Raw genomic sequence first — 24,822 nt, 5'->3', positions numbered from 1 at the left:
GTCCGGGTGAACGGGTGGGGGCGGCTGGTCAAGATTGCGGCCGATGTCGGGCTCGGCGTCGTGTTCGCAGCGGTACTCGTCTTCGAGGCCGTCCGGGTCGCCGCCAGCTGGGGCGGGAACTACTGGCAGTTCAATCTCGCTGCGGGGGCGGTGGTGTGTGTCATAGCCGTGCTGCGCCGCCGCGACCGGGCACGTGCGGCTGTCGCGGGTTTGACGGTCGCGGCGGTGGCCGTTCTGGTCGCGCGGTCGGCCCAGCTGCCGAGCCAGCCCGGTCCCGCGATGGCCCTCGCGTTGTCCGTGCTGGTGGCCGCCGCGATCAGGACACTGCCCCCGCGACCGGCGACCGTCGTCGCGGCCGCCGGCCTGGCGGTGGCCGCGGGCAGCCTGCTCACCGTGCACGGTCCTTCCTCGCTGTCGCTGGTGGTGACCGTCAACGGTGTGGGTTGGTCGGCCGCTGTCGCGACGGGGCTGCTCCGCCGGCTGCGCGGTACCCGCCGGCAGGCGATCCTCGAGAAGGTGCGCCGGGATGAACGCCTCGAGCTGGCTCGGGAGCTGCACGACGTCGTCGCCCACCACATCACCGGGGTCGTGCTGCAGACCCAGGCGGCCCGGATCACCCACCGCAAGCACCCGGAGCAGCTCGAGGGCTCGTTGACCGACATCGAGTCCGCCGGCTCCGACGCGCTGGCTGCGATGCGCCGGGTCGTCGGGCTGTTGCGCGACACCGACGACGCCGCCCCCGGCTCGCCCGGGCCCGAGCAGCTCGGCGACCTCGTGGAGCGCTTCACCCGGCACGGCCCCCCGGTCAGCCTTCAGTTGCCGGAAAGGAAGTCGGTGTGGCCACCGGAGGTCATCAGCACCGTCTACCGAGTCGTCCAGGAATCGCTGACCAACGTCTCCCGGCACGCCCCGCACGCCCGCTCGGTCACCGTGTGCGTCGGCGAAGACCACGAGCGCGTCACCGTCGGGGTCGTCGACGACGGTCCACCCGCGCCCACCCGGCACCGCGGCGGGTACGGACTGGTCGGACTTCGCGAACGCGTCGAAGCACTCGACGGCACGTTCTCGGCCGGCCCTCGTCCCGGTACCGGCTGGTCAGTGCGGGCCACCCTGCCGGTCCCGGCGAGGACACGCCGATGACCATCACCGTTCTGCTGGCCGACGACCAGGCCATGGTTCGCCGCGGCTTGCGGCTCATCCTGGAGGACCAACCCGACATCGCCGTGGTGGCCGAAGCGGTGGACGGCGTCGAAGCTGTGGCGCTGGCCCGGCAGCTGCGCCCGGACGTGTGCCTCGTGGACGTCCGGATGCCCCGCCTGGACGGCATCGAGGTCACCCGCGCACTGGCCGGGCCGGGGATCGCCGACCCGGTGCGGGTCGTCATGGTCACCACCTTCGATCTGGACGAGTACGTGTACGGCGCGTTGCGCGGCGGCGCCGTCGGCTTCCTCCTCAAAGACGCGGGCGCCGGGCTCCTGGTCGAAGCCGTCCGCGCGGCCCACGCCGGAGACGCGCTGATCTCCCCGTCCATCACCCTGCGGCTGTTGCGCCACGTCACCGCCACCGCGCCCCGCAGGGCCGGTGCCACGAAGTCGCTGTCCGAGCGGGAGATCGAGGTGGTCCGCGCTCTCGCGCAGGGCCGTACCAACCAGGAAATCGCCGCGGAGCTGTTCATCTCCCTCAGCACCGTCAAAAGCCACCTGACCGGCATCCAGCAGAAGCTCGGCCTGCGAAACCGCGTCGAAATAGTCACCTGGGCCTGGGAAAACCAGATCATCGCGACCCCGTGACCAAACTCGGAGCCCGAGCTCTCTCCTCGGCAAGACAGTGCGTTGGGTGTCAGGTCGCGGATGCCATGTACGCCGCCAGGATGTAGTTGGGGTGTCGGTCGAGGTTCTTTCGGGCGCGGTCGTAGCGCATGGTCGTTCGTGGGTCGGCGTGGCGGGCTGCGATCTGGACGTCGCGGAGGTCGACGCCGGCGTCGAGCATTGTGGTGACGAAGGTGTGGCGAAGCATGTGCGGGTGCATTCGCGGCAGCCGCACGACCGAGGACTCGGCCAGCCTGCGCAGTCGGCGGGTGGCGCAGTGTCGGTCCATGCGCACGCCTCGTCGGTTGAGCAGGACCGGACCGTGCTCGCGGTCTCCAACCGCTCGGTCGATCGCCCGTCCGACCGCCGGCGGCAAGGGCGCCAGCACGACTTTGCCGCGGCCTCGAACACCCGGAGGCCGAGTAAACCGAGCATCGCCACCAGCGCGTAGTCGAACGGGTTGACCGATTCCCGCGCCGCGGTCAGCAGGGCTTGAACTGCAGGTGTGACAGGCCGAGGATTGGTGACTCGTCGGGCGCCGGACGTATTCCGCTGGCGAGTGCTCGAGCACGGTGTCGATGACGCAGGTGCGGTAGAAGCCGGTGACCACTGACATCCTGCGTGACACGGTGGAGGGTTTGAACCGTCGGACCTCCTGCATCCAGCGCACGTACAGCTCCGTCACGACACCCCCGGCCGCGCCTACTACCAGCGCAGACTGGCCGACGGCAAGACCAGCATGGAAGCGATGCGGTGCCTGAAACGCCGCCTGTCCGACGTCGTCTACCGCCGGATGGTCCGCGACGCAGAGCGCGTAGCGGCAGGCTCGGGAGGACATTCGGGGGCGACTCCTGACTCCAGCGCGGCCGACCTGAACCCCGTGGTCAGCACTTCGGATCAGTCACTTCCCGAACCTGCCAATCACAAGGATAGGACAGTGGCCTCCTCGTCTGCTTGACACAGAGGGGAACCACGAGCGGATATCGATCCGCTGGCAATCGCGGCAGAAGAGCGCGGCCAGTTCTCAGGTCGCCGAGGAGCCGACCACGAGCTTGGCGATCTGCGCGTCCAGCGGGCTCATGTCCTCGCTCACCGGTTCCGATGGCGGCCACCAGCGGAAGTCCAGCGCTTCGTCGTTCACGGTCAGCAGTGGCGCGACCTGAAGCTGAACCCGATAGACAGCAAGCAGTTCCCGGCGCTCCGGCTTCGTGAGATCGAACTCGGCCACGGCAACGAAGGCCAGGTCCGGCACGTGGATGCCGGTCTCCTCGCGCAACTCCCGCACGGCTCCTTCACGCGTGGTCTCGCCTGGCTCTCGCGCTCCTCCAGGAAGCTCCCACTGCTTCCGCCAGCTGTCGAAGATCATCAGGACGGTGTCCGCGTGGCCGACGACCACCAGCGATGCGGGCACGGTTACCTGCTCGACCAGGCGTGCCAGCTCCTGTTCTGTGGCGAAGCGAAAGCCGATCAGGGTGTTGCCCCTGCGATCACGGATGGGAAGTGCGGCCATGATGTCGATCCAACCGCAACACCGACAGTGGCATGCACGACGAGCCACTCAAGTACGCACATCGGCAGAACAGGACGTTTGAGCGGTGGTGTGAGTTCCTAGCGGCGCCGCAGCGTCGACGCGGACGTCTGCGAACGCTGGCCAGGAAGCGGCCGGCTCCGACACCATCATGGCCGGCAGCACACCCGCCAACGGCGACGAAGACCTCACCCCGGGCCCTCGTAGTACTCGCCGGAACGCCGTGAAGCGATCGTCCGCCCGAACCTGCGGCGGCGGCATCGGGATCGGCGTGCTGCTGTACCCGACGAACGCCCCTTCGGAGCCCGGTCATGCCGATCCCCATCGCCGCGTAGAGGGGAACGCGGTGTCCTCGTCGACCTTGAACACCTCCGCCGAGACCTTGGTGCCGATTTCGTCATGGTCGATGACGGTGTGCAGCCGGTGCAGCTGGTCGGCGGTGACCATGAACGGCGAGTGCGTGGTGTAGAGCACCTGGTGCTTGGGCGCGAGCCGGTCGTCGATCATGCGCAGCAAGTCCTCCTGGGCCCGGCCGTGCAGCGACAGACCGGGCTCGTCGAGCAGCAGGATCAGCTGCTGCTTGGCGGTGTCGTCCAGGTCGGTGAAGTACGCCAGGAAGGAGATGAACCACACGAACCCGCGGGAGCGCTCGTCGAAGGGCACCGCCACGCCGTGGCGGTTGTTGAACACCCGGATCTGCATGATCGGGCCCTCGTTCAAGGAGGCGGCAGCGCTGGTCTCCGGGGAGAGCACTTCCAGCTTCACCACGAGGTCGGTGCTTTGCCGCCAGTACTTGAACACCTCGCGGGAGATGCTGGCGTTGGCAGTTTCCTGCCTGCGGATCAGGCGCTCGTGGTTGTGCTGGGCCAGGAAGTCCTCCAGTTCGGAGCCAGCGATCCGCAGGAGGCTTACCAGCGCTAGTTCGCCGCGGGGCAAACTGCCCTGGCCGCGGCGGCGGATGAGGTCGGGGATGAACGCCTTACCCGGCATCGAGTCGTAGTCGTCGAAGTAGACGAATTTCGGCAAGCCGGGGGCGATCGGGCTATGCAGGAGGCACCAGCCCTCCCACTGCCGCCACCCCAACCCACTCCCGCCCCCGCTGCGCCTTGACAACCAGATAGGGACACCCCCCGCTGCGCGCGGCGACCGGAACGCGCCCGGCCGCCGCCTTGACGGGGCCCCCGCGGCCCGTGGTGCCGATGAGCACGCAGCGGCGGCCAGCCCGGCCGTCGTGACGCTGGCCAGGTGCGGGAACGACCTTCGCTTGAGGTTCACGCCACGGATGACGTTCCGCCGCGGTGGTGAGTTCACCGCCGACCGGAGGGAGCCGCCCGCGGGCGTGGATCCACAAGGGACCGCGGCTCAGACCTTGCCGGCCACGAATTCGGCCGCGTCGGCGGCGTTGTCGCCGTAGCTGAAGTGGGCCAGGGGGTTCGTGCCGAGGAACTGGCAGATCGAGTCGCCGTCGGCGCAGTAGTCCTTGGTGCGGCTTTCGTACAGGCCCGTGACGCTCCGGCCGTCCGCCCGGATGGGGTTGCCGAACAGCAGGATCGCGGCGATGCGCGGCGCGATCGAGGCCGGGATCGTTGCGACGATCGGGCCGCCGACGACCACTCCTTCGCTGCTGACGCCGATCGAGTTGTCGACCACGTTGGCGCCTTGTGAGTAGCCGACCAGGACGAAGCGCTGCCGGGGGCAGGCCGCAGCCTGGCTCGTGACGTGGTTGACCAGGTCGCGGTTGCCCTGCTGGACGGAGGCGGGCTGGCCGAGGTCCGCCGGGTAGTTCACCCGGTAGCTGCTCGTCGAGAGCGGTTGCAGCCGGCCTTGTACCGCCGAGTAGACCGGGTCGCCCACGAACCAGCCGAGTGCGCCGGGTTCGAAGGTGCCACGGGCCACCGACACGTCGATGTCCTCGCAGGTGGCGGCGGAGGCGGCCGGCGCGGCGACGACGACGCCGAGTCCGGCGAGAACGACCGTGGTGAAGACGGTGAGCAGCCGGGCTGCGCTGCCGAAGACTGAGCTCATGGGCTATCAACACCTTTGCTCGGAAAGGAGAACCTCGATGGCGAGGGGAAGGCCCGGCAGAGTCGGGCCGCCGGGCGGAGGTGAGCGTTGCACCGGTGTCCCGGCCGGGCAAGGGACCGCCGGGGCAACCGCCGGGCGGCTGTTCCCCGGTGACAGAAAGTCTGTTGTGGACACTCAATTCCGGCGCTTTCCCGGTGTCCGCTCTTGTCCGGCGCCACCGGCCACCACTTAGGTGTTCCGCAGGGGAAGCACCGGAGGTGGTTGTGTCGATGGCGGTCCGGTCCGGGGTCGATCCGGGCAGCGGCACCCGGGCCCGCCGGTGGCTGGTTCCGGCGCTGGTGGTGATCGGCTGGCTGGTGGCCGGGGTGCTGGCCGGCGGTCTTCCCGGCCGGCTCGACGAGGTCCAGCACAACGACGGCGTCTCGTTCCTGCCCGCCTCGGCCGAGGCCACCGAGGTGGCACGGCTGCAGGAACGGCTTTCGGGCGGTCCGGTCCAGCCGGCCTGGGTGGTGTTCAGCCGGGCGGCCGGGCTGAGCGCCGGCGACCGGGCTGTCACGGCCGGGACGAGCCGGAACCTGACCGGTCTGGCCGGGCTCGCGGGTCCCGCCGCCCCGCCGGTTTTCTCGGCCGACGGCAAGGCCGCGCTGGTCGTCGCCCCGGTCGTGGCGGAGGACGGCTTCGCGGCCGGACGGACCGTGCAGCGCGTGCGGGACGTCGTCGAGGCCGGTCTGCCACCGGGCCTTGCGGCCCAGGTCACCGGGCCGGCCGGGTTCACCGCGGATCTCGGGGCCGTATTCTCCGGGGTGGACCGGACGCTGCTCCTCGTGACGGCCCTGCTCGTCGTGGCCGTGCTGGTCGCCGTGTACCGCAGCCCGCTGCTTCCGCTGGTGGTACTGGCCTCCGCGGGCCTCGCGCTGATCGCCGCCTCGAGCGTCGTGTACCCGCTCGCCGCGCGGGGTGTGCTCACCCTCAGCGGTCAGGGGCAGGGCATCCTGTTCATCCTCGTCTTCGGTGCCTGCACCGACTACGCGCTGCTGTTCATCGCCCGGTACCAGGAGGAGCTCACGGTCCGGCCGGACCACCGGAGCGCACTGCGAGCGGCGTTCCGCGTGGGGGAGTCCATCGTGGCCTCCGCCGGGACCGTGGTGCTCGGCCTGTGCTGCCTGCTGCTGAGCGCGTTGTCGTCGAACCGCGGTCTCGGCCCGGTCGCGGCCATCGGGATCGTTTCGGCGCTGGTGTCGTCGCTGACGTTCCTCCCGGCGGCGCTGCTGCTGCTCGGGCGGGCCGCCTTCTGGCCGGCGCGCCGGCGTCCACGGCGGACGCGCTGGGAGCGCGTCGCCCGGCTGGTAGGTCGCCGGCCCAAGCTCGTCTGGGCCGGCACGGCGCTCGTGCTCGCCGGGCTGGCCGCGTTCGTGCCGCTGCTGCGCGCGGACGGCGTCGAGCCTGCGGACGTGTTCCTCGGCCCCACCGACGCGGTGTCCGGGCAGGAGGTCGTCGCCGCGCACTTCCCGGGGGCCGAACGCAGCCCGGTCGTGGTCATCGCGCGGCGGGAGCGAGCGGCGGAGGTGACCGCGAGGATCCGCGCGGTTCCCGGCGTGACAGCGGTGAATCCCGGTGCCGGGCAGGCGGACGGGCTGGTCGAACTCGACGCCGCGGTGAACGTGCCGGAAGCGGCCGAACCGGGAATCGTCCGGGACATCCGCGCCGCCGTCGCCGCCGTGCCTGGGGCGGACGCCCTGGTGGGCGGGCAGGTGGCGATCCAGGCCGAGATCCGCGAAGCCGCCGAGCGCGACCGCGTGGTGGTGATCCCGGCCGTGCTCGGCGTGGTCCTGCTCGTGCTGGTGTTCCTGCTGCGGGCCGTGCTCCTGCCGCTGGTCCTCGTGGCGACCGTCGTGCTGTCGTACCTGGCAACCCTCGGCACCGGGGCCCTGGTGTTCGACGACGTGCTCCACCTGCCGGGGGCCGACCCGTCACTGCCGCTCTACGCGTTCGTCTTCCTGGTGACCCTCGGCGTGGACTACAACATCTTCCTGATGACGCGCGCCCGCGAGGAGTCCTTCGTGGACGGTCCGGGCGCCGGGACGACCAGGGCGCTGAAGCTGACCGGCCCGGTGATCACCTCGGCCGGTGTCGTCCTGGCCGCGACGTTCGCCGCACTGGCGGTGCTGCCGATCCTGTTCATGGCCCAGATCGCGTTCCTGGTCGCCTTCGGCGTGCTGCTGGACACGCTGGTGGTGCGCTCGCTACTGGTGCCCGCCCTCGCCGTCCACTTGGGACGGCGTGGCTGGTGGCCCGGCCGGATCGGCCGCCATGCCGGCTGAACCCGGGCGGATCCGCAGCGCGAGCACCGCGCCGAGCGCGATCACCGCCGCCGCGACGAGCACCGCGGCGTGGAGACCGGGCACGAAAGCCGGCCCACGGCCCTGCGCGGCCTCGTCCACCGGGCCGCCCCGGGGCAGCTCGGCCGCCACCCGCCAGGACAGCACGGCACTGAGCACCGCGATCCCCACGGCGCCACCGAGCTGCGTCGCCACCTGCTGGAGCGCGGACGCCTGCGCGGACATGGACTCCGGTGCGCCCGCCACGATCACCTGCGTCGCGGCGATGAGCGCGACGCCGGTGCCCAGGCCCGTCACCACGGTCGCCGGCACCGTGGCGGCCCACGCGGTGTCGGTGCCGAGGACCAGCAGCCCGGTGATCCCGGCCGCGAGCAGCGCGAAACCGCCGGCGGCCGGCCCGCGGGGGCCGAACCGCGCGACCAGGGCACCGCCGAGTGGCGCGCCGAGCACCACCGAGCACGTCACCGGAAGCAGCCATTCGCCGGTGTGCACCGGATCGAGACCACGCAGGTTCTGGAGGTACAGGGTGAGGCAGAACAACAACCCGAACAGCGCGAAGAACGCCACCGCCGTCAACGCCGCGCCGATCGCGACGCCCGGGGTACGCAGTAGCTCGGCCGGCCGCCCCGGCGGTCCGGGCGCCCGCGATTCGGTCACCCGGTAACCGGTCACGACGACCACCACCAGCGCGACGGGCACGTTCATGAGGAACACCGCAGGCCAGCCGAAGGCGTGCACGACGGCACCGGCGATGATCGGCCCGGCAGCGATGGCGGCCGCCGACGTCGCACCCCAGATCCCCAGCGCGAGCTCGAGCCGGGCCCGGCCGAACGCCGACCTGACGAGGGCGAGCGCCGCGGGCTGCAGCAGCGCGGCGCAGAGACCCTGCAGGCCGCGGAAGGCGATCAGGAGCTCGCTCGTCGTGCCGGTCGCGACGAGCGCCGAAGCCAGTCCGAAGCCGCCGACCCCGGCGAGGAAGACCTTCCGGCGCCCGGCCCGGTCGGCGAGCCTGCCCGCCGGCACCAGCGCGAGCGCCAGTGCGACCAGATAGGCGTTCGCGATCCACTGCAGTTCGCCGAACGACGCACCCGCCGAACGGCCCATTTCCGGGCCGGCGACGGTGAGGGCGGTTCCGTCCAGGCCGACCAGCATTCCGGCCAGGCACACGGCGGTCAACGTCGACCACGGGTGCCGGGTGGGTCCGCTGCGGGAATTGTCCATCAGTACTCCCGTCGGTGCGAAGACGGTTGCTCACGATAGAGGTAGAATTGCCGGAGAATCAAGAGAGTGGACGGATGAAACCCGAATGCGGAATCGCGGTCGAAACCGAACGATTTCCCGAGCCCGGCCGGGTGGAACTCCGCGTGCGGTCCGCCGCGCTGGGCCGGACGGCGGAGGTCCGGCTCCTCACGCCCGCGGGGTGGACGCCCCGGCCGGACCGGCACTGGCCGACGCTCTACCTGCTGCACGGCGGCGACGACGGCCCGGCCTGCTGGACCGAGCACACCGACATCGTGCGGCTGGCCCGGACCTCCGGGGTGCTCGTGGTCCTGCCCGAGGGTGGGCGAGCGGGGTTCTACACGGACTGGCGGCGGGCCGACCGGAGCGGCTCGGTGCCGGACTGGCCCCGGTTCCACCTCGACGAGGTCCGGCCCCTGCTGGAGCAGCGCTACGGCGCCGGACCGGCCCGGGCGATCGGCGGGGTGTCCATGGGCGGCTACGGAGCTTTGGTATACGCGGCGCGGAATCCCGGCATGTTCGCCGCGGCCGCGTCCTACAGCGGCCTGGTGCACACGACGAGACGCGGTGTCCCGACGTTGCTGCGGCTCTACCTGCGCAGCGTCGGAGAACGGATCGACGCGATGTGGGGCCCGCGGCACGCGGAACGCACCCGCTGGGCCAAGCGGAATCCGTACCTGCTCGCGCGCGGGCTCGCCGCCACGCCGCTCTACCTGTCCGCGGGCACCGGGGTGCGGGTACCGGGGGACCAGCCGGCGCCGGGTGATCGCCTGCTCGAACGGCTGATCGCGCCCGGCTCGCGAGATCTCGCGGCCCGGCTTGCCGAGCTGGGCCGCCCGCCGCACACCAGTTTCGGCCCCGGCACGCACTACTGGCCGTCCTGGCGGCGTGAGCTGATCCGGTCGTGGGGTTTCTTCCTGACGGCGTTCAGGTCGTGGACGGCCGGTGCTGTAATCCCGTGACAATCGGGGAAGCGCCTCCTGTCCTGGGCGAGCAGAATCGCCGAACTCGTTTCGGGATTTCCGGATCCGATCTTGTCCGCGGCGAGCAGGCGTCGCTAGCCTGCCGGGAGGCGCGGATTTCCGGAACCCCGGCGTCGCCGTTATTCGTGAATCGCACGGTAGGGATAGTCATGCCTGTCGAAGTAAATGTGCCCGAATTCGCCTTCGAACCGGTGACGGTTTCGCTTGCTCGGCACGCCGGGGGCGCGCGGTTCGAAGATCCGGCTTTCACGTTCCTCGACTTCGGCAGCAGCACCGACGGGGTGCCGAGCACCGTGAGCTGGCTCGAGCTCGACCGCCGGGCACGGGCCATCGCGGTCCGGCTCGACCGGCTGGCCGAGCCGGGTGATCGCGTGGCCGTCCTGTGCCCCCAGAACCTGGACTACGTCGCCGGGTTCCTCGCCGCGTTGTACGCCGGCCTGACCGCGGTCCCGCTGGTCGAGCCCGGCGGGCCCACGCACCTGCGCCGCCTCGTCGGTGCGCTCACCGACTGCGCGCCCCGGGTGTGGCTCACCTCATCGTCGGCGCTGCCCGCGGTCCGGCAGCTGCAGCACGGCGGCGAGGTGCCGGAACCGCGGCGCGTCCTGGTCGTGGACCGGATCGGCACCCGGTCCGCCGACGAGTTCCTGCCGGTGCGCATCGACCAGGAGCAACCCGCCTACCTGCAGTACACCTCGGGGTCGACCCGGCGCCCGGCGGGCGCGGTCATCACCCACCGCGCGCTGCTGGCCAACATCAGGCAGGCCCAGGCGGCTTTCGGCCTGGACGCCTCGACCACCAGCGTCGGCTGGCTGCCCTTCTTCCACGACATGGGGCTGCTCCAGCTCATCTGCCTGCCGGTGGTGCTGGGCTGCCGGACCGTGTTCACCACGCCGTCGGCGTTCACCCGGCGCCCGGTGCGCTGGCTGCGGATGCTGGCGAGCCACCCGCGAGTCCTGACCGCGGCGCCCAACTTCGCGTTCGAGTACGCGGCCGCGAAACTGACCGCCGAGGAGCGCGCCCGCCTCGACCTGAGCGGAGTCGAGGTGGCGATCAACGGCAGCGAGCCGGTGCGGGACGCCACCGTCGCCGGATTCCTGTCCGGCACCGCGGGGACCGGGTTCGCGGCGACCGCGCACCGGCCCTCCTACGGCCTGGCGGAGGCCACGGTGTTCGTGACCACGACACCGGCCGGCACCCCGCCGCGCGCGGTGGCGTTCGACCGGGACCAGCTGAGCAAGGGCACGGCCGTGCCCGCGGCCGGACCGGGCGAGCGAACGGTCACGATGGTGTCCGTCGGCCGCCCGGCCGGACAGCACCTCCGCATCGTCGACCCCGATCTCGGGCTCGTGCTCCCGGACGGCGAAGTCGGGGAAATCTGGATCCACGGCCCCAACGTCGCTTCGGCGTACTGGGGGCGGGCCGCCGAGTCCGAAAGCACTTTCGACGGCATGCTCGCCACAGCGGAGGCCGGTGTCCCCGCCGACGGCTGGCTGCGCACCGGCGATCTCGGGGTGATCCACGAAGGCGAGCTGTTCGTCACCGCCCGGCTGAAGGACCTGATCGTCGTCGACGGCCGGAACCACCACCCGCACGACATCGAAGCGACCGTGCAGGACGCGCACCACGCCATCCAGCGCGACCGCCTGGCCGCCTTCAGCGTCGAGAAGAACGGCCGCGAGGTACCGGTCGTGGTCGCCGAACGGGTCCGGACCGGCGACCGCGAGCCGGACATCGCCGAGGTCGAGCGGGCCGTGCGGGCGGCCGTGTCGCGGCACCACGACCTGCGGCTGGCCGACTTCGTTCTGGTCCAGCCGGGCAGCGTGCCGCGCACGTCCAGCGGGAAGATCGCCCGTTCGGAGGCGCGGGACCGCTACCTCGACGGCGTCCTCGCGACCGGTGGCCGGTGCGCTCGATGACGCCGTCGGAGCTGGAACACTGGCTGGTCGCGGCGATCGCGGACCTGTGCGCGGTGGAACCCGCGTCGGTCGACGTGGACCGGCCGCTGCGTGACCACGGCCTCGGTTCGCGGGAAGCGCTGGAGCTGGCCGGCGACCTCGAGAACCTGCTGCGCAACGACGTTCCGGTGGCGCTGCTCTGGGAGTACCCGACGATCCGCCTGCTCGCACAGGCGCTGGCCGGCGAGCAGGCCGGGTTCGCCGCCTCCGCCGTGCCGTGCGGTGTCCCGGGAGCGGGAGCGCCCGTCGCGGTGATCGGCATCGGGTGCCGGCTGCCCGGGGGAGTCCACGGCCCCGGCGCGTTCTGGGACCTGCTGCGCGAGGGGCGTGCGGGGATCGTCGAGGTCCCCGCCGATCGGTGGCCGCAGTTCGGGCACGACTCCCCGGAAGAGGCCGAGGTGCTCTCCGGCACCGCGCGGCACGGCGGTTTCCTCGACGACATCGCCGGGTTCGACGCCGAGTTCTTCGGCATCACGCCGCGGGAAGCCCGCGTGATGGACCCCCAGCAGCGCCTGCTGCTGGAAGTCGCCTGGGAGGCGTTCGAGCACGCCGGGCTGGCGCCGGAGCGGCTGCGGGGCAGCGCGACCGGGGTGTTCGCCGGGGTCGGCGGCACCGAGTACAGCCGGCTGACCCTCGCCGACGTGAGCCGCATCGACGCCTGGACGGCCACCGGCGCCTCGATGGCGGTGGCGGCGAACCGGCTGTCGTACGCGTTCGACCTGCGCGGCCCCAGCGTCGCGGTGGACACCGCGTGCTCGTCGTCGCTGGTGGCGGTCCACCTGGCCATGCAGAGCCTGCGGGCGGGCGAGTGCGAGCTCGCGGTCGCGGCCGGGGCGAACCTGGTGCTCGGGCCCGAAATCACGGCGGGTTTCGACCGGCTGGGCGTCACCGCACCCGACGGCCGGTGCAAGGCGTTCGATGCGGCGGCCGACGGGATCGGGCGCGGTGAAGGCATCGGGGTCGTCGTGCTGAAGCCGCTGCCGGCCGCGGTGCGCGCGGGCGACCGGGTGCTGGCCGTCCTGCGGGGCTCGGCGGTGAACTCCGACGGCCGGTCGAACGGCTTGACCGCGCCCCGGCCGCACGCCCAGCAGGAATTGCTGGTGGCGGCGTGTGTCGCGGCCGACGTCGACCCGACCGAGGTCGACTACGTCGAGGCGCACGGAACCGGGACACCGCTGGGCGATCCGATCGAGGCGAGTGCGCTGGGCAGCGTGCTGGGCACCTGGCGGCCCGCGGATCGTCCGCTGCTCACCGGTTCGGTCAAGACGAACCTCGGTCACCTGGAAGCCGCTGCCGGGATCACCGGCTTGATCAAGGTCGTCCTGTCCCTGGTCAACCGGGAGATCCCCGCCAGCCTGAACTTCACGAACCCCAGCCCGCACATCCCGTTCGGCGACCTCGGGCTCGCCGTCGTGCCGGAGCGCCGTCCGTGGCCGGTCACCGGGCGTCCGGCGCTGGCCGGGGTGTCCGCCTTCGGCTTCGGCGGGACCAACGCCCACGTCGTGGTCGAGCAGGCGGTGGTGCCGGCCGGCGGCCACGAGCCGGCGGACCGGCCCGGCCAGTTCCTCGTGGCCGCGCCGTCGGAGCCACGGCTGCGGGAAGCCGCCGGACGGCTGGCCGATTGGCTGAGCGGGCCGGGAAAGTACACCCCACTGTCCGATGTGGAGCACAGCATGGCCCGGCGGGCGAGTGGCCGGTGCCGCGCCGTCGTCACGGCGGGCACGACCGGGGAGCTGGCGGCCGGGCTGCGGGCGGTGGCCGCCGGCCAGACGCCGGCCGGGGTCTCGATCGGCCGGAGCGATCGTTCCGGTCCGGGGGCGGTGTGGGTGTTCTCCGGGCTCGGCTCCCAGTGGGCGGGCATGGGACGGCGGCTGCTCGCCGAGGAGCCGGCGTTCGCCGCGGCGATCGACGAGATCGACGAGACCCTGTGGGAAGAATCCGGCGATTCGGTCCGGGGCGCCCTGCAGCGCGGCGCCGAACCGGAGTCCTTCGAACAGCTCCAGGTCGTCGTGTTCGCCGTGCAGGTGGCGCTCGCCCGGCTGTGGTCACACCACGGGGCCTGGCCGGCCGCGGTGATCGGGCATTCGCTCGGCGAGGTGGCCGCGGCGGTCACCGCCGGCGCGCTCTCGCTGGAGGACGGCACCCGGCTGGCCCGGCGGCGGGCCCGGGAGCTCGCAAAGACCGCGGGCACCGGGGCGATGGCCGTGCTCGAGCTGCCCGCGTCCGAAGTGGAGCTCCTGCTCGCCGACCACCCCGAGGTCGACATCGCGGCCTTCAACTCGCCGGGGATGACCGTCGTCGCCGGGCCGGCCGACCCGGTCCGGGCCCTGGCGGCGGTCGTCGAAGCGCGTGGCCTGCTGGCCAGGCTGGTCAACTCCACGGTCGCCGGCCACTGCCGGCTCGTCGCGACGGCCGCCGATGCCGTCCGGGCCGACCTGGGGGACCTGCTGCCGGTGACGCCGGAGACCCGGGTGTACTGGACCGCGCTCGACGACCCGCGCACCCTCGCCGTCGCGGACGCCGGCTACTGGGCGGCCAACGTGCGCCAGCCGGTCCGGTTCTTCGCCGCGGTCGAGGCCGCCCTGGCCGACGGGTACCGGACTTTCGTCGAGGTCGCGCCCCATCCGCTACTGGGGCACGCCATCGCCGAGACGGCCGCCGCGACGGACCGCGAGGCGGTCACGCTGGCCACCCTGCGACGCTCCGACGACGAGCGCCGCGAATTCCACGCGGCGCTCGGGGCGCTGCTGGCGCACGGGCACCTGCCGGCGCGGACGGCGGGTGAGCTGGTCGATCTGCCCCTCACCACGTGGCACCACACCCGGTACTGGGCGCCGCCGGTCACGCCGCCGGTAGCTCCCGGCGAGCATCCCTTGCTGGGCAAGCACATCGAGCACCCTGGTGGCACGATCCACCTCTGGCGGCCCGACCTCGGCACCGGGCGGCTGCCCTGGCTCGCCGACCACCGGGTCGACGGCACGCCCGTGCTGCCGGCCGCCTGCTACCTGGAGATGGCGTTCGCGGCTGCCTCGGCGGCACTGGACGTCCCGGCGGACCGGCTGGGATTGACGGATCTGGTGCTGTACCAGCCATTGCCGCTCGCCGGGAGCACTCCGGTCACGGTCACCCTCGAGGGCGGAGCCGGTGCGGCACACCGGTTCACGGTCCAGGCCAAGGAACCGGCCGGTACCTGGACGCGCTATGCCGACGCCCACGTGGTCACCGATCCCGGGACGCTGCCGCCGCCGGACGCGACCGGCGGGGACGAGGCCGTGCCGATGGCCGCCGCCGAGCTCTACGACCGGCTGCGCGCGCTGGGGATCGGCTACGGTCCGGCGTTCCGGGGCGTCACCGGCGTCCGCGGGACGAGCACGGACGCAACAGTCCACATCGGACTGCCCGACGCGGCACCGCGTGCCGGCTACCTCGTGCACCCCGTGCTGGTCGACGCCTGCCTGCAGGGATTCGCGGCCACCTTGTCCACTGCGGACGACGATCGGTACGTGCCGGTGACGTTCGGTGCCGTCCGGGTCCGCGGGGACGTGCGCACCGGGGTGCTCGCGAGACTGCGGGTCGATGCCGGCGGTGCGGGCAGCCTGTGCCTGGTCGACGGCACCGGCCGGCCGGTGCTCGAAATCGCCGGTGTCGTCATGCGGCCGGTGCCGCGCACGCCGGACCTGCGCGACGCGCTGCTCACCCGGGTCTGGCGGGCCACCGACCCGCCCGCCGCCGGCCGGGCGGACCGGGTGCTCGTGGTCGCGGGCCGGCGCAACCCGTTCGCGAACAAGGCGATCGCCGCGCTGGAGCGCGCCGGGGCCCGCGCGGTCGTGGTCTCGTCGCTGGACCGCGAGCTGCTGGTCCGGCACCGGCCGTCCGCCGTGGTGCTGCTGGTTCCCGGGGACACGTCGGGTGCTCCGGAGGCCGGGCAGCGCGCGGTGCTGACGGCCGTCGACTGCGTTCGTGAGCTGACGGCGCTGCCCGGCCGCCCGCCGCGGCTGTGGCTGGTCACCCTCGCCGCCGCGGCCGTCCGGCCCGGCGAGGCCGGGCAACCCGGCCCCGCAGCGCTGCGCGGCCTGGTCCGGGTGCTCGCCTTCGAGCAGCCGGCCGTCCGGGCGACGCTGCTGGACCTCGACCCGGACGGCCTTTCCCAGGTGGCAGTCGAGGTCGGTGCCGACGCGGACGACGACGAGGTGGCGTGGCGCACCGGTTGCCGGTACGCGGCGCGCATGGAGCGCGCCACCGCCCCCTCGGCGGGCGAGATCCCCTTCGTTCGCCGAGGGGCCGGGTACGTGATCACCGGCGGGCTCGGCGGCCTCGGCCTGCTCCTGGCCCGCGACCTCGCCGAGCGCGGTGCCGGCCGCATCGTCCTCAACGGACGGTCCGGGCCGGGCCCCGAGGCGACCGCGGTGATCGAGCAGCTCCAGTCGGCGGGCACCGAGGTCGTGGTCGTGCCGGGGGACATCGCGGAGCCGGGCGTCGCCGAACGGCTGGTCGAGGCCGCGGGCGACCTGCGCGGTATCGCTCACGCCGCCGCGGTTTTCGACGACCGCACGGTCGAGCGGCTCGACGAGGACGTCCTCGACCGGACCTGGCGGGCGAAGGCCGTCGGCGCCTGGCGGCTGCACCGGGCGAGCGAGGGGCGGGCACTGGACTGGTGGCTGGCCTTCTCGTCCGCCACCGCGTTGCACGGGCTGCCCGGGCAGCCGGCGTACGCCTCGGCCAACGCCTACGTCGACGCGCTGGTGGCCCTGCGCCGGGCCGCCGGCCTCCCCGCCACGACGGTGAACTGGGGCACCTGGGCCGGCGTCGGCGCCGCCGCCGGGATCGAGGTCCCGTGGATGCGTCCCATCCAGCCCGGGGAAGGGCTCGGCCTGCTGGCCGACGTCGTCAGTGCCGGCGCGTCCGGGTTCGGCGCCGTGCGGCTGAACACCCGCCGTCTCGCCACCCAGTTCCCGGATCTGGTCTCGGTCCCGTTCTTCGCCGGAATACTCGGCCGGCCTCCCGGCGAGAGCGCGGGACCGGGGGCGGTGTCGTGGGGAGATCGCGCCCCCGCCGAAGCGCGGGAGCTGATCGGCCGGCAGCTTGCGGAGCGCGTGGCGTCGGTGCTGGAACTGCCGTCGCTCGTCGACGACGTGCCGCTCGTCGGTCTCGGCGTGGACTCGCTGCTGGCGGTCCGCATCCGGAACGCCGTGGACCACGACTTCGGCGTGCCCCTGCCGCTGGCGACGATCCTGCGCGGGGCGACGCTGGCCGACCTGCGGAAGCACCTGTACACCGAACTGGGGATCGCCGGCGCGGGACCGCGGCCGGACGCGGTGACCGTCGTCGTGCCACCGCGAGACGCCGCCGAGCGGCTGGTCACCGCCGCGTGGCAGGAAGTGCTGGGTGTGCCGGTGGGGGTGACCCAGCGGTTTTCGGCGCTCGGCGGCGACGACCGCCAGGCCGGGCGGATCACCGAGCTGATCTCCGCGCGCACCGGAACCGCGCTCACGAAAGACCGGCTGTTCGCCGGGCCGACGGTCGAGCTGATGGCCGCGGTGGTGCGGGAGTGCGACCGGGTCACCGGTCCGGTCCGGGTGCTGCGGGACTCGGGTGCCCGGTCCCCGGTGTTCTTCTTCCACCCCGGCGGCGGCGACACCGGGGTGTTCCGCCAGCTCGTCGATCTCCTGGATCCGGACGTCCCCGCCTACGGCTTCGATCGCGTGGCCGACACGTCCACAGTGGAGCAACGGGCCGAGTGCCACCTGGCCGAACTGCGGCGGATGCAGCCCCACGGTCCGTACCGGCTGGCCGGGTGGTCGTTCGGCGGCTTCCTGGCCTTCGAAGCGGCGCAACAGCTGACCGCCGCCGGCGAGGACGTCGAACTGCTCGCGCTCGTGGACCCGATCCTGCCCCTGCCCGCCGATGCGGAGGCCGACGTCCAGCGGGTTCGGCTGACCCGCTACCAGGAGTTCCTCCGGACCGCCTACGGGGGCGAGGTGAACCTTCCCTACGAGGAACTCGCCGAACTGGACGAACCGGCGCAAGCGGACCTCCTGGTCGCCGCGCTCCGCCGGTCCGGGCTGATCGATCCCGGGGTGAGCGGGGCGATCCTGGCGCACCAGCGAGCGTCCTACCTGGACGCCCGGCTGCTCGAACGCTACGAGCCGTCGGTCTATCCCGGCCGTACGCTCTTCTACAGCGCCGCTTCGCCGGTGCCGGGTGGGCTGCGGGATCCGCGATTCGACCGGACCGATCCGGCGAGGGGCTGGGACGCGGTCTGCCCGGACCTCGATCTCGTCGTCGTCCCCGGGCACCACCTGTCGCTTCTGGACGCTCCGAACGTCGAGGTGATCGCCAGGCACCTCGACAGCGCCCTGGCCGCACTGCGAAAACCGGCGGTTGCCCCGTGACCGGGGCACGGTCTTGATCGGTCGAGGGAGCGATGCCATCCCTTGGCGGTTTACTGTGATCCGTGACCACTGTTTTACTTCCGGGTAAAGCGTGGAATGCCAGAACGACGGGTGGAGGAACGCTTGACACCCCGGCAAAACGGTCATCAGCTTGCCGCCACAGCCGTCCGGCGTCCGGCCGATGACGGCGAGGAAGACGAGCTCCGTAGACGCGGTCAGGCCCGCGAGCTCGCCGAGTTCATGCGGCCGGCGCTGCCCAGGCTGGTCGAGCAGATCGTCCGCGAGGTCTGGCGGGCGGTTCCGGTCTACGCCAGACCGGGCGAGGGCCGGTACACCCACGTCACGCGGCAGGGCGTCGACTGTGCTGTCAAGCTTTTCGTGGATCTGGTCGAGGACCCGGCGACCGCGCGGGACAAGCTGCACGAGACGTGCCGGCGGCTGGGTGCCGGCGAAGCGCGCGAAGGCCGCACCCTCGACGACCTCCACGCCGCGTACCGGGTGGGCACCCGGGTCGCCTGGCAGGGCATCATGCGGCTCGGGCAGCGCCACCACCTGTCGTCGATGGCCATGGGACGGCTGGGCGAGATGCTGTTCGGCTACGCCGACGAGCTCGCGAAAATGTCCTTCCAGGGCTACCGCGAGGCGCAGGCCGAGATGGAGGGCGCCCGCGAAGGCCTGCGCCGGCGGTTGCTGCAGCTCGTCCTCGAGCGGCCGGCCGTCCCCGTCGAGGTGATCACCGACTCCGCCCAGGCCGTCGGTTGGGCGCCACCGGACACCGTGGCCGCGGTGTCGGTCGAGCCGCACGCCCACGTGAGCCGCACACCGGTGACTTCGTGGGGGACGGACGTCCTGAGCAATCTGGAGCTGCCGCAACCGCACCTGCTCCTGCCGGCCCCGATCGACCAGGACCGGCTGCACCGCATCGCATCGGACCTCGGAGTCCGGATCGTGGTGGGCCCGCCGACACCGCTGGACAAGGCGGCGAACTCGCTGCGCTGGGCCCGCGCCGCGGAACGGCTCGTGGCCCGCGGGGTTCTGCCCGCGGCCCGGATCACCTGGTGCGCCGAGCACTTGACCACGCTGTGGCTGCTGTCGGACGAAGACCTGGTCGACCAGCTCGCCCGCCACCAGTTCGGCCCGCTGGCCGGGTTCTCGGAGGCCACCCAGCTGAGGCTGGCCGAGACCTTGCTGTCCTGGCTCGGCCACGGCGGCAAGATCCCGAAGATCGCGGCCGAGCTGGTGGTGCACCCGCAGACGGTCCGCTACCGCTTGCGCCAGCTCGAGCAGGTCTTCGGAGACCGCCTCCACGACCCGAAGGCCCGCTTCACCATGGAGATGGTGCTCCGCGCCATGGCACTCCGCCACGAGTCCCGGAATGGCGCGGCCGGCCCCGGATAGCGCACGGCGATCCGGGGCATTCGTCCGGTCAGGACGGTGCTTCGTCGCCGGTTTCCGCCAACTCGGGAATGAGGGGCTCCGGCGGTTCGGGCGTGCCGACCGCCGGGCCCGTGATCGGCGTCGCTTGCGTGGAACGGCTCAGCAGGTGCGTCCGGACAGCGGAACAAACGTACGATTGGTGCACGACTCCGGGTCTGGAGGCAGTCGAATAACATCAAGTCAAGCTGCGCCGTGCAGCCGGAACCCGCACCTACGACCCTGTGTCAGCCGCGCAGCCGGTCCCCGCGTCGGGCGACCGAGTGCCGCTTGCCGAGGCGCGCTCGGCGGCTACTTAAGCCTGGGCGGCAGGACCGGGTCCGGCCAGGCTCTGATCCAGGTGCTCGGCGAGTCGCTCGCTCACAGCGGCTGCCTGCCGGTGTCATTGGCGTGGCTCTCATGGCATGCGTCTCTCCGAGCACCGTGCGAGGAGTGGCCAGTCCCGGCGAGGTCAGCGTGTTTTCAAGCCCGGTTCCGCCGACTCCGGCGAGCAAGGCGCCGAGGCGCTGGACGTCGTTGCGTTCCGGCACGGGCGCCAGTTGTAGCACCGCCAGCTCCACAAAGGCCGGAGCATCGGTAGCCCCTGCGCAACCTCTGACCTGTTGGTTTCGTCAGTGAGGGGCTACCGATTCGGGTGTCGATTGTGTCTGTATTCGAACTCCGCTTTCAGTAGCGGAGGTGCGCTCGTCTCGGACCAAGCCGACTCGGTCGATGTGACCCACAACGGCCGCGCCGCGGATGCGCCCGGTGCCGAGCTTGGCCGCGCTTCAAGGTCCACGAACGCTCCGACCGAAACACCGGAACGAAACCCAAGGATCCCGAAGACGGTGACATCGATTGCGGGTGGGCCCGGAGCGCGCTCCGGCTACCCGATGGTGATCTTATAAAAATACGAGCCGATGTAGTCGTGCAGAGGCCTGGCAGTCAACGCTTCTTCCCGTGCTGAATGTTAGCGCTAAACAAGTTTTACCTGGCGTCGAACCATCGAACAGTTGGGAAGGAACCACGTAACCGCAGATAGAAGCAGTGCTAAAGCCCTAAACGAGGACTCCGTCCCGAACGGTGGTTCACCCGGATTGCCGCATACCTTCTTGCAGAGACGCTCTTGTGAGCGTGAACAATGAGTGCCACACTGTCTCCGCCGAAGCCTGCGCCGCTGACGGAAGCCGCCGCGTCACAGCCCGCCGGCGAATTTGTCGAATCCGGAATTCCGGAGCAACGGGCAGCGCTGTGCCCGGCCGTGCGGCAGCACGGATGGCAGCCGGAAAGCCGTACGCACCGAGGAGTGAGATCAGGGTGACAGCAACACGACTTCCCCGTCCTCGCAGGGCGGCAACGCTGTTAGCGGCAGGCGTGCTGCTGCTGTCCGCGATGACGGCGGTACTGCATACGTCGTCCGCGGAGGCGTTGGAGAACGGTGTGGCACGCACGCCACCGATGGGGTGGAACTCGTGGAACACGTTCGGCTGCAACATCAACGAGGCGTTGATCAGGCAGATGGCCGATACGCTGGTCAACTCCGGCATGCGTGCCGCGGGCTACGAGTACGTCGTGGTGGACGACTGCTGGATGAACCCGAACCGGGACTCGGCGGGCAACCTCCAAGGCGACCCGAGCCGGTTTCCCAGCGGCATGAAGGCGCTCGGCGACTACATCCACGGCAAGGGCCTCAAGTTCGGGATCTACCAGGCGCCGTTGGCCGAGACGTGCGCCCAGTACTTCAACTCCTACGCCGGTTCGACCGGGGCGCTGGGCCACGAGGAGCAGGACGCCCGCCAGTTCGCGGCCTGGGGCGTGGACTTCCTCAAGTACGACTGGTGCTCGCCCAGCGGCACGATCGACGACCAGGTGCGCACGTTCGCCAAGATGCGCGACGCGCTGCGCGCCACCGGCCGCCCGATCGTCTACAGCATCAACTCCAACAGCATCCACGACAAGACCGGGCCCCGGCGCAACTGGGGAGACGTGGCGAACATGTGGCGCACCACCGAAGACATCACCAACAAGTGGGACACCGGGCAGACCAACGGCTACCCGATGGGCATCCAGAACATCGTCAACGTCACCGTGCCCCTGGCGTCCTACGCCAAGCCCGGCGGGTTCAACGACCCGGACATGATGGAAGTCGGGCGCGGCGGCATGAACGACACCGAGATGCGCAGCCACTTCGCCCTGTGGGCCGTCATGGCCTCGCCCCTCATCGCGGGCAACGACCCGCGCAACATGGACGCCGCCACTTCGACCATCCTGAAGAACGCGAACCTCATCGCCATCAACCAGGACAGCCTCGGACTGCAGGCCAGGCAGGTCTCCAACGACGGCACCCGGCGCGTCCTGGCCAAGCAGCTGGCCAACGGCAACGTCGCGGTCGCCCTGTTCAACCAGGGCGGCGGCACGACCACCGTCTCGACCACGGCGAGCGCGATCGGCCTGTCGGGCAGCTCGTTCACGCTGCGCGACGCCTGGACCAACGGCACGACCACCACGTCCGGCGCCATCTCGGCCAGCGTCCCGGCGCACGGCACCGCGGTGTACGTCGTCAGCGGTGGCGGGGGCCCCGCGCCGACGTCGTTCTCCTTGGTGAGCCAGAGCTCCGGCCGCTGCCTGGACATCCCCGGCAGCACGCCGACCAACGGCGCCCTGGCCCAGATCTGGGACTGCACCAGCCAGACCAACCAGCGCTTCACCACGACCGCGGCCGGTGAGCTGCGCGCCTACGACGACGCGAAGTGCCTGGACGTCTACAACCAGGGCACGGCCAACGGCGCCGCCGTGACATTGTGGGACTGCAACGGCCAGGGCAACCAGCAGTTCCGCGTCAACTCCGACGGCAGCGTGACGGCGGTGGCGTCGGGCAAGTGCCTGGACGTCAACGGCGGCGCCACCGCCAACGGGACGAAGGTCATCATCTGGGACTGCCACGGCGGCACCAACCAGAGGTGGACCCGCACCTGATCCCCAGGCGGCGACCGCGAACTCCGCGGTCGCCGCCGACCGGACCGACTTCCGTGGCGCGGTCAGCGGCTGGTACCCCACCCGGGCACGACCGGCGAGGACGAGCGCATGACCGCGCGCCACCGGACCGCCGCTTCCTACGTCGCCGCCAACGCCAACCGCACATCGTCCGCAGCTACTTCCAGACTCGCCTTGTCCGCTACGCCATCGGGAACGTCGTGTTCAAGGACACCCCACCGGCGCGCATCATCGACGCGGTGCGCGTGGTCGCCGAGGGCAATCCCGTGCTGTCCCCGGCGGCCACGGCATGGATGATCGCCGCCGCCACGGGCCACGGTCGTCCAGCACTCGCCGTAAGTCCGCTGTCCACTTTGACCAGACGCGAGCTCGACACCGCGCGGGCCATCGCCGACGGGCTGGGCAATCCGGAGATCGCCGAACGACTGCATATCAGCTCCAGCCGCGGCCCGTCGAGTACCGGAACCTCCTGCTGGTGGCCGGGTGCCCGTGAGCCCCGACGACCAGCGGCGGATCATGCGGCTGCTCGATTGAGCTGGGAACACGGGTGTCGAATCGCGCCCTCCTACCTGAGGTCGATCTCAGGGTGGGTCTGGGACGGTTGTCGCCACTCAACACGTTGGAGGAACTCTTGCGACCTGTCGCGCGGGCCATCGGGGTGGTTCTCACCGGTTCGGCGCTGGTGCTCACCGCTGGTGCGGCGAGTGCTCGACCAGCGGACACCGGCGTCGGCCAGACCGCTCGGGAGGTGGCGGCCATCGACTGGGAACCGTGCATCGAAGACCTCACCGCGGAGTGCGGGACCTTGCGACTGCCGATCGACCACCAAAAGCCCTCGGTGGGAGAGTTCGACCTGGCGGTGGCGCGCCGCAAGGCGACCGACCCGGCTGGAAGGATCGGCGTTCTGCTGATCAACCCTGGCGGGCCGGGCAACTCCGGGGTCGACTACACGATTTTTCGCCAGGAATCGTTCAGCGCGGACGTGCGGGCGCGCTTCGACATCGTCGGTTTCGATCCGCGCGGAGTCCGGCGTACACAGCCGGTGAGGTGCTCGACGGATCTGGTACAGCGACAGCCGTCGACGTACCCGAAGACCGAGGCGGAATTCGACGACCTGGTCTCGTACAACCGGGAGTTGCGAGAAGACTGCCGCGAGCGCAGCGGACCGATCTTCGACCACACCGACACCGGCGCGACCATCCAGGACATGGACGCCATCCGCCGGTCGCTCGGCGAGAAGAAGATCAACTACTACGGTCTGTCGTACGGCACGCTGATGGGTCAGCAGTACGCCGAGCGGTACGGCGACAAGATCCGGGCCATGGTGCTCGACAGCAACATGGACCACAGCCTCGGAACGACGAGTTTCGCCGTGACCGAGGCGAAAGCGGCCGAGGGCGCGTTCACCGAGTGGGCGAAGTGGTGTGACCGGACCACGTCCTGCGCCCTGCACGGCAAGGATGTCACCGAGGTGTGGGACGGTCTGCTCGCCAAAGCCGACCGTGGCGAGGTGCGGCATCCCGGCGACCCGTCGAAGACCCTCACCGCGCAAGACATCGTCACCAGCGCGCTCGGCGCGTTCCACCGCCCGGCTTGGGGACCGCTGGCGCAGTTCGTCGCCGACCTGGACGCGCGGCAGCCCACGCAGGTGTCGGCGTTCGCCGCGGACGAGGTCGTCGACAACGTGTTCCCGTCGGTCTTCTGCGAGGACTGGCACCTGCCGGTCCGCGACTTCACCGAGTACCGCGCACTCGTCGCGGCTGAGCGGGGAGTGTCACCGCACATGCGCGGCGGTGGCCGGGCGCACAGTTCGATCACCGCGTGCCTCGGGTGGCCGGATCCGGTGAACAACCGGCAGCACCGCCTGGACATCGACAACGCGCCGAAGATCCTGATGGTGAACGCGTTGTACGACCCCGCGACCGCGTACTCGTGGGCGGCCAACGCTCATCGGCAGACCCGCGGCACCACGATGCTGTTGACCTACGAAGGGTGGGGACACGGTGTCTACGGCCGTTCCGCTTGCGTCGACACAGCGGTGGACACTTACCTGGCCACGGTGAAGACGCCGAAGCTGAACGCCCGGTGCGCGGCCGTCGAGCCTGCCTCGGTCGCGGGTGAGACGTTCCCCAGGTGACTGGTTCGG

At 71.4% G+C, this 24,822-nt stretch carries 14 protein-coding genes and 1 pseudogene; 10 read left to right on the top strand and 5 right to left on the bottom strand.

Features of this window, described 5'->3' with window-relative positions; all coding sequences use genetic code 11:
• Positions 1-6 precede the first annotated feature (6 nt).
• Complete coding sequence (locus tag AB0M82_RS35540; RefSeq protein WP_364731625.1) at positions 7-1,140, top strand: sensor histidine kinase; 1,134 nt, start codon at positions 7-9, stop codon at positions 1,138-1,140.
• On the top strand, positions 1,137-1,790 hold the full coding sequence (locus tag AB0M82_RS35535; protein ID WP_364731622.1) for a response regulator transcription factor: 654 nt from the start codon (positions 1,137-1,139) through the stop codon (positions 1,788-1,790). The genes AB0M82_RS35540 and AB0M82_RS35535 overlap by 4 nt, the downstream gene beginning before the upstream one ends.
• 49 nt (positions 1,791-1,839) lie before the next feature.
• Here the strand turns inward: AB0M82_RS35535 and AB0M82_RS35530 are convergent, their stop codons facing one another.
• The 4 genes from AB0M82_RS35530 to AB0M82_RS35515 all read right to left on the bottom strand — a co-directional run bounded on the left by AB0M82_RS35530 (position 1,840) and on the right by AB0M82_RS35515 (position 5,361).
• Positions 1,840-2,424 (bottom strand): tyrosine-type recombinase/integrase, encoded by a 585-nt coding sequence (locus AB0M82_RS35530; protein WP_364731685.1) that lies wholly within the window; start codon positions 2,422-2,424, stop codon positions 1,840-1,842.
• 408 nt (positions 2,425-2,832) lie between these two features.
• Positions 2,833-3,318, bottom strand: coding sequence for an NUDIX hydrolase (locus AB0M82_RS35525; RefSeq protein ID WP_364731620.1), 486 nt, complete (start codon positions 3,316-3,318; stop codon positions 2,833-2,835).
• A 327-nt stretch (positions 3,319-3,645) separates the two neighbouring features.
• Positions 3,646-4,362: an AAA family ATPase gene (locus AB0M82_RS35520; RefSeq protein ID WP_364731618.1), complete on the bottom strand. Its 717-nt coding sequence runs from the start codon at positions 4,360-4,362 to the stop codon at positions 3,646-3,648.
• A 336-nt stretch (positions 4,363-4,698) separates the two neighbouring features.
• Positions 4,699-5,361 (bottom strand): cutinase family protein, encoded by a 663-nt coding sequence (locus AB0M82_RS35515; RefSeq protein WP_364731615.1) that lies wholly within the window; start codon positions 5,359-5,361, stop codon positions 4,699-4,701.
• Between the two features lie 269 nt (positions 5,362-5,630).
• On the opposite strand from AB0M82_RS35515, the gene AB0M82_RS35510 reads away from it, so the two are divergent.
• Positions 5,631-7,682 (top strand): MMPL family transporter, encoded by a 2,052-nt coding sequence (locus AB0M82_RS35510; protein ID WP_364731613.1) that lies wholly within the window; start codon positions 5,631-5,633, stop codon positions 7,680-7,682.
• On the opposite strand, the gene AB0M82_RS35505 is transcribed toward AB0M82_RS35510, so the two are convergent.
• Positions 7,605-8,921, bottom strand: a complete 1,317-nt coding sequence (locus tag AB0M82_RS35505; RefSeq protein ID WP_364731611.1) for an MFS transporter — start codon at positions 8,919-8,921, stop codon at positions 7,605-7,607. The two genes, AB0M82_RS35510 and AB0M82_RS35505, sit on opposite strands and share 78 nt — an antisense overlap.
• Before the next feature lie 74 nt (positions 8,922-8,995).
• Here AB0M82_RS35505 and AB0M82_RS35500 point away from each other — a divergent pair, with 74 nt between their 5' ends.
• The 7 genes and pseudogenes from AB0M82_RS35500 (at position 8,996) to AB0M82_RS35470 (ending at position 24,813) form a co-directional block, all read left to right on the top strand.
• Positions 8,996-9,901 (top strand): alpha/beta hydrolase family protein, encoded by a 906-nt coding sequence (locus AB0M82_RS35500; protein ID WP_364731609.1) that lies wholly within the window; start codon positions 8,996-8,998, stop codon positions 9,899-9,901.
• A 170-nt stretch (positions 9,902-10,071) separates the two neighbouring features.
• Positions 10,072-11,838: a fatty acyl-AMP ligase gene (locus tag AB0M82_RS35495; RefSeq protein WP_364731606.1), complete on the top strand. Its 1,767-nt coding sequence runs from the start codon at positions 10,072-10,074 to the stop codon at positions 11,836-11,838.
• Complete coding sequence (locus AB0M82_RS35490) at positions 11,835-18,269, top strand: SDR family NAD(P)-dependent oxidoreductase (protein ID WP_364731605.1); 6,435 nt, start codon at positions 11,835-11,837, stop codon at positions 18,267-18,269. Before AB0M82_RS35495 ends, AB0M82_RS35490 begins: the two co-directional genes overlap by 4 nt.
• Before the next feature lie 123 nt (positions 18,270-18,392).
• The gene (locus AB0M82_RS35485) at positions 18,393-19,667 is read left to right on the top strand and encodes a helix-turn-helix domain-containing protein (protein WP_364731602.1); all 1,275 of its coding nucleotides are present in this window, start codon (positions 18,393-18,395) and stop codon (positions 19,665-19,667) included.
• Between the two features lie 1,332 nt (positions 19,668-20,999).
• A complete protein-coding gene (locus tag AB0M82_RS35480) occupies positions 21,000-22,658 on the top strand; it encodes a lectin (protein WP_364731600.1) in 1,659 nt (552 codons plus the stop codon).
• A 311-nt stretch (positions 22,659-22,969) separates the two neighbouring features.
• Positions 22,970-23,104: pseudogene (locus tag AB0M82_RS35475) on the top strand (DNA-binding response regulator); the annotation flags it as partial.
• Positions 23,105-23,307: 203 nt separating this feature from the next.
• Positions 23,308-24,813 (top strand): alpha/beta hydrolase, encoded by a 1,506-nt coding sequence (locus AB0M82_RS35470; RefSeq protein ID WP_364731598.1) that lies wholly within the window; start codon positions 23,308-23,310, stop codon positions 24,811-24,813.
• Positions 24,814-24,822: the final 9 nt, after the last annotated feature.

This window comes from Amycolatopsis sp. NPDC051128, assembly GCF_040682715.1.
Lineage (GTDB): Bacteria > Actinomycetota > Actinomycetes > Mycobacteriales > Pseudonocardiaceae > Amycolatopsis.
This window is presented reverse-complemented; position numbering and strand designations above follow the sequence as displayed.

Coding starts and splice junctions, on each gene's coding strand:
- AB0M82_RS35535 (WP_364731622.1), top strand. CDS start 1,137: ATGACCATCACCGTTCTGCTGGCCGACGACCAGGCCATGGTTCGCCGC.
- AB0M82_RS35530 (WP_364731685.1), bottom strand. CDS start 2,424: ATGTCAGTGGTCACCGGCTTCTACCGCACCTGCGTCATCGACACCGTG.
- AB0M82_RS35525 (WP_364731620.1), bottom strand. CDS start 3,318: ATGGCCGCACTTCCCATCCGTGATCGCAGGGGCAACACCCTGATCGGC.
- AB0M82_RS35515 (WP_364731615.1), bottom strand. CDS start 5,361: ATGAGCTCAGTCTTCGGCAGCGCAGCCCGGCTGCTCACCGTCTTCACC.
- AB0M82_RS35510 (WP_364731613.1), top strand. CDS start 5,631: ATGGCGGTCCGGTCCGGGGTCGATCCGGGCAGCGGCACCCGGGCCCGC.
- AB0M82_RS35505 (WP_364731611.1), bottom strand. CDS start 8,921: ATGGACAATTCCCGCAGCGGACCCACCCGGCACCCGTGGTCGACGTTG.
- AB0M82_RS35500 (WP_364731609.1), top strand. CDS start 8,996: ATGAAACCCGAATGCGGAATCGCGGTCGAAACCGAACGATTTCCCGAG.
- AB0M82_RS35495 (WP_364731606.1), top strand. CDS start 10,072: ATGCCTGTCGAAGTAAATGTGCCCGAATTCGCCTTCGAACCGGTGACG.
- AB0M82_RS35490 (WP_364731605.1), top strand. CDS start 11,835: ATGACGCCGTCGGAGCTGGAACACTGGCTGGTCGCGGCGATCGCGGAC.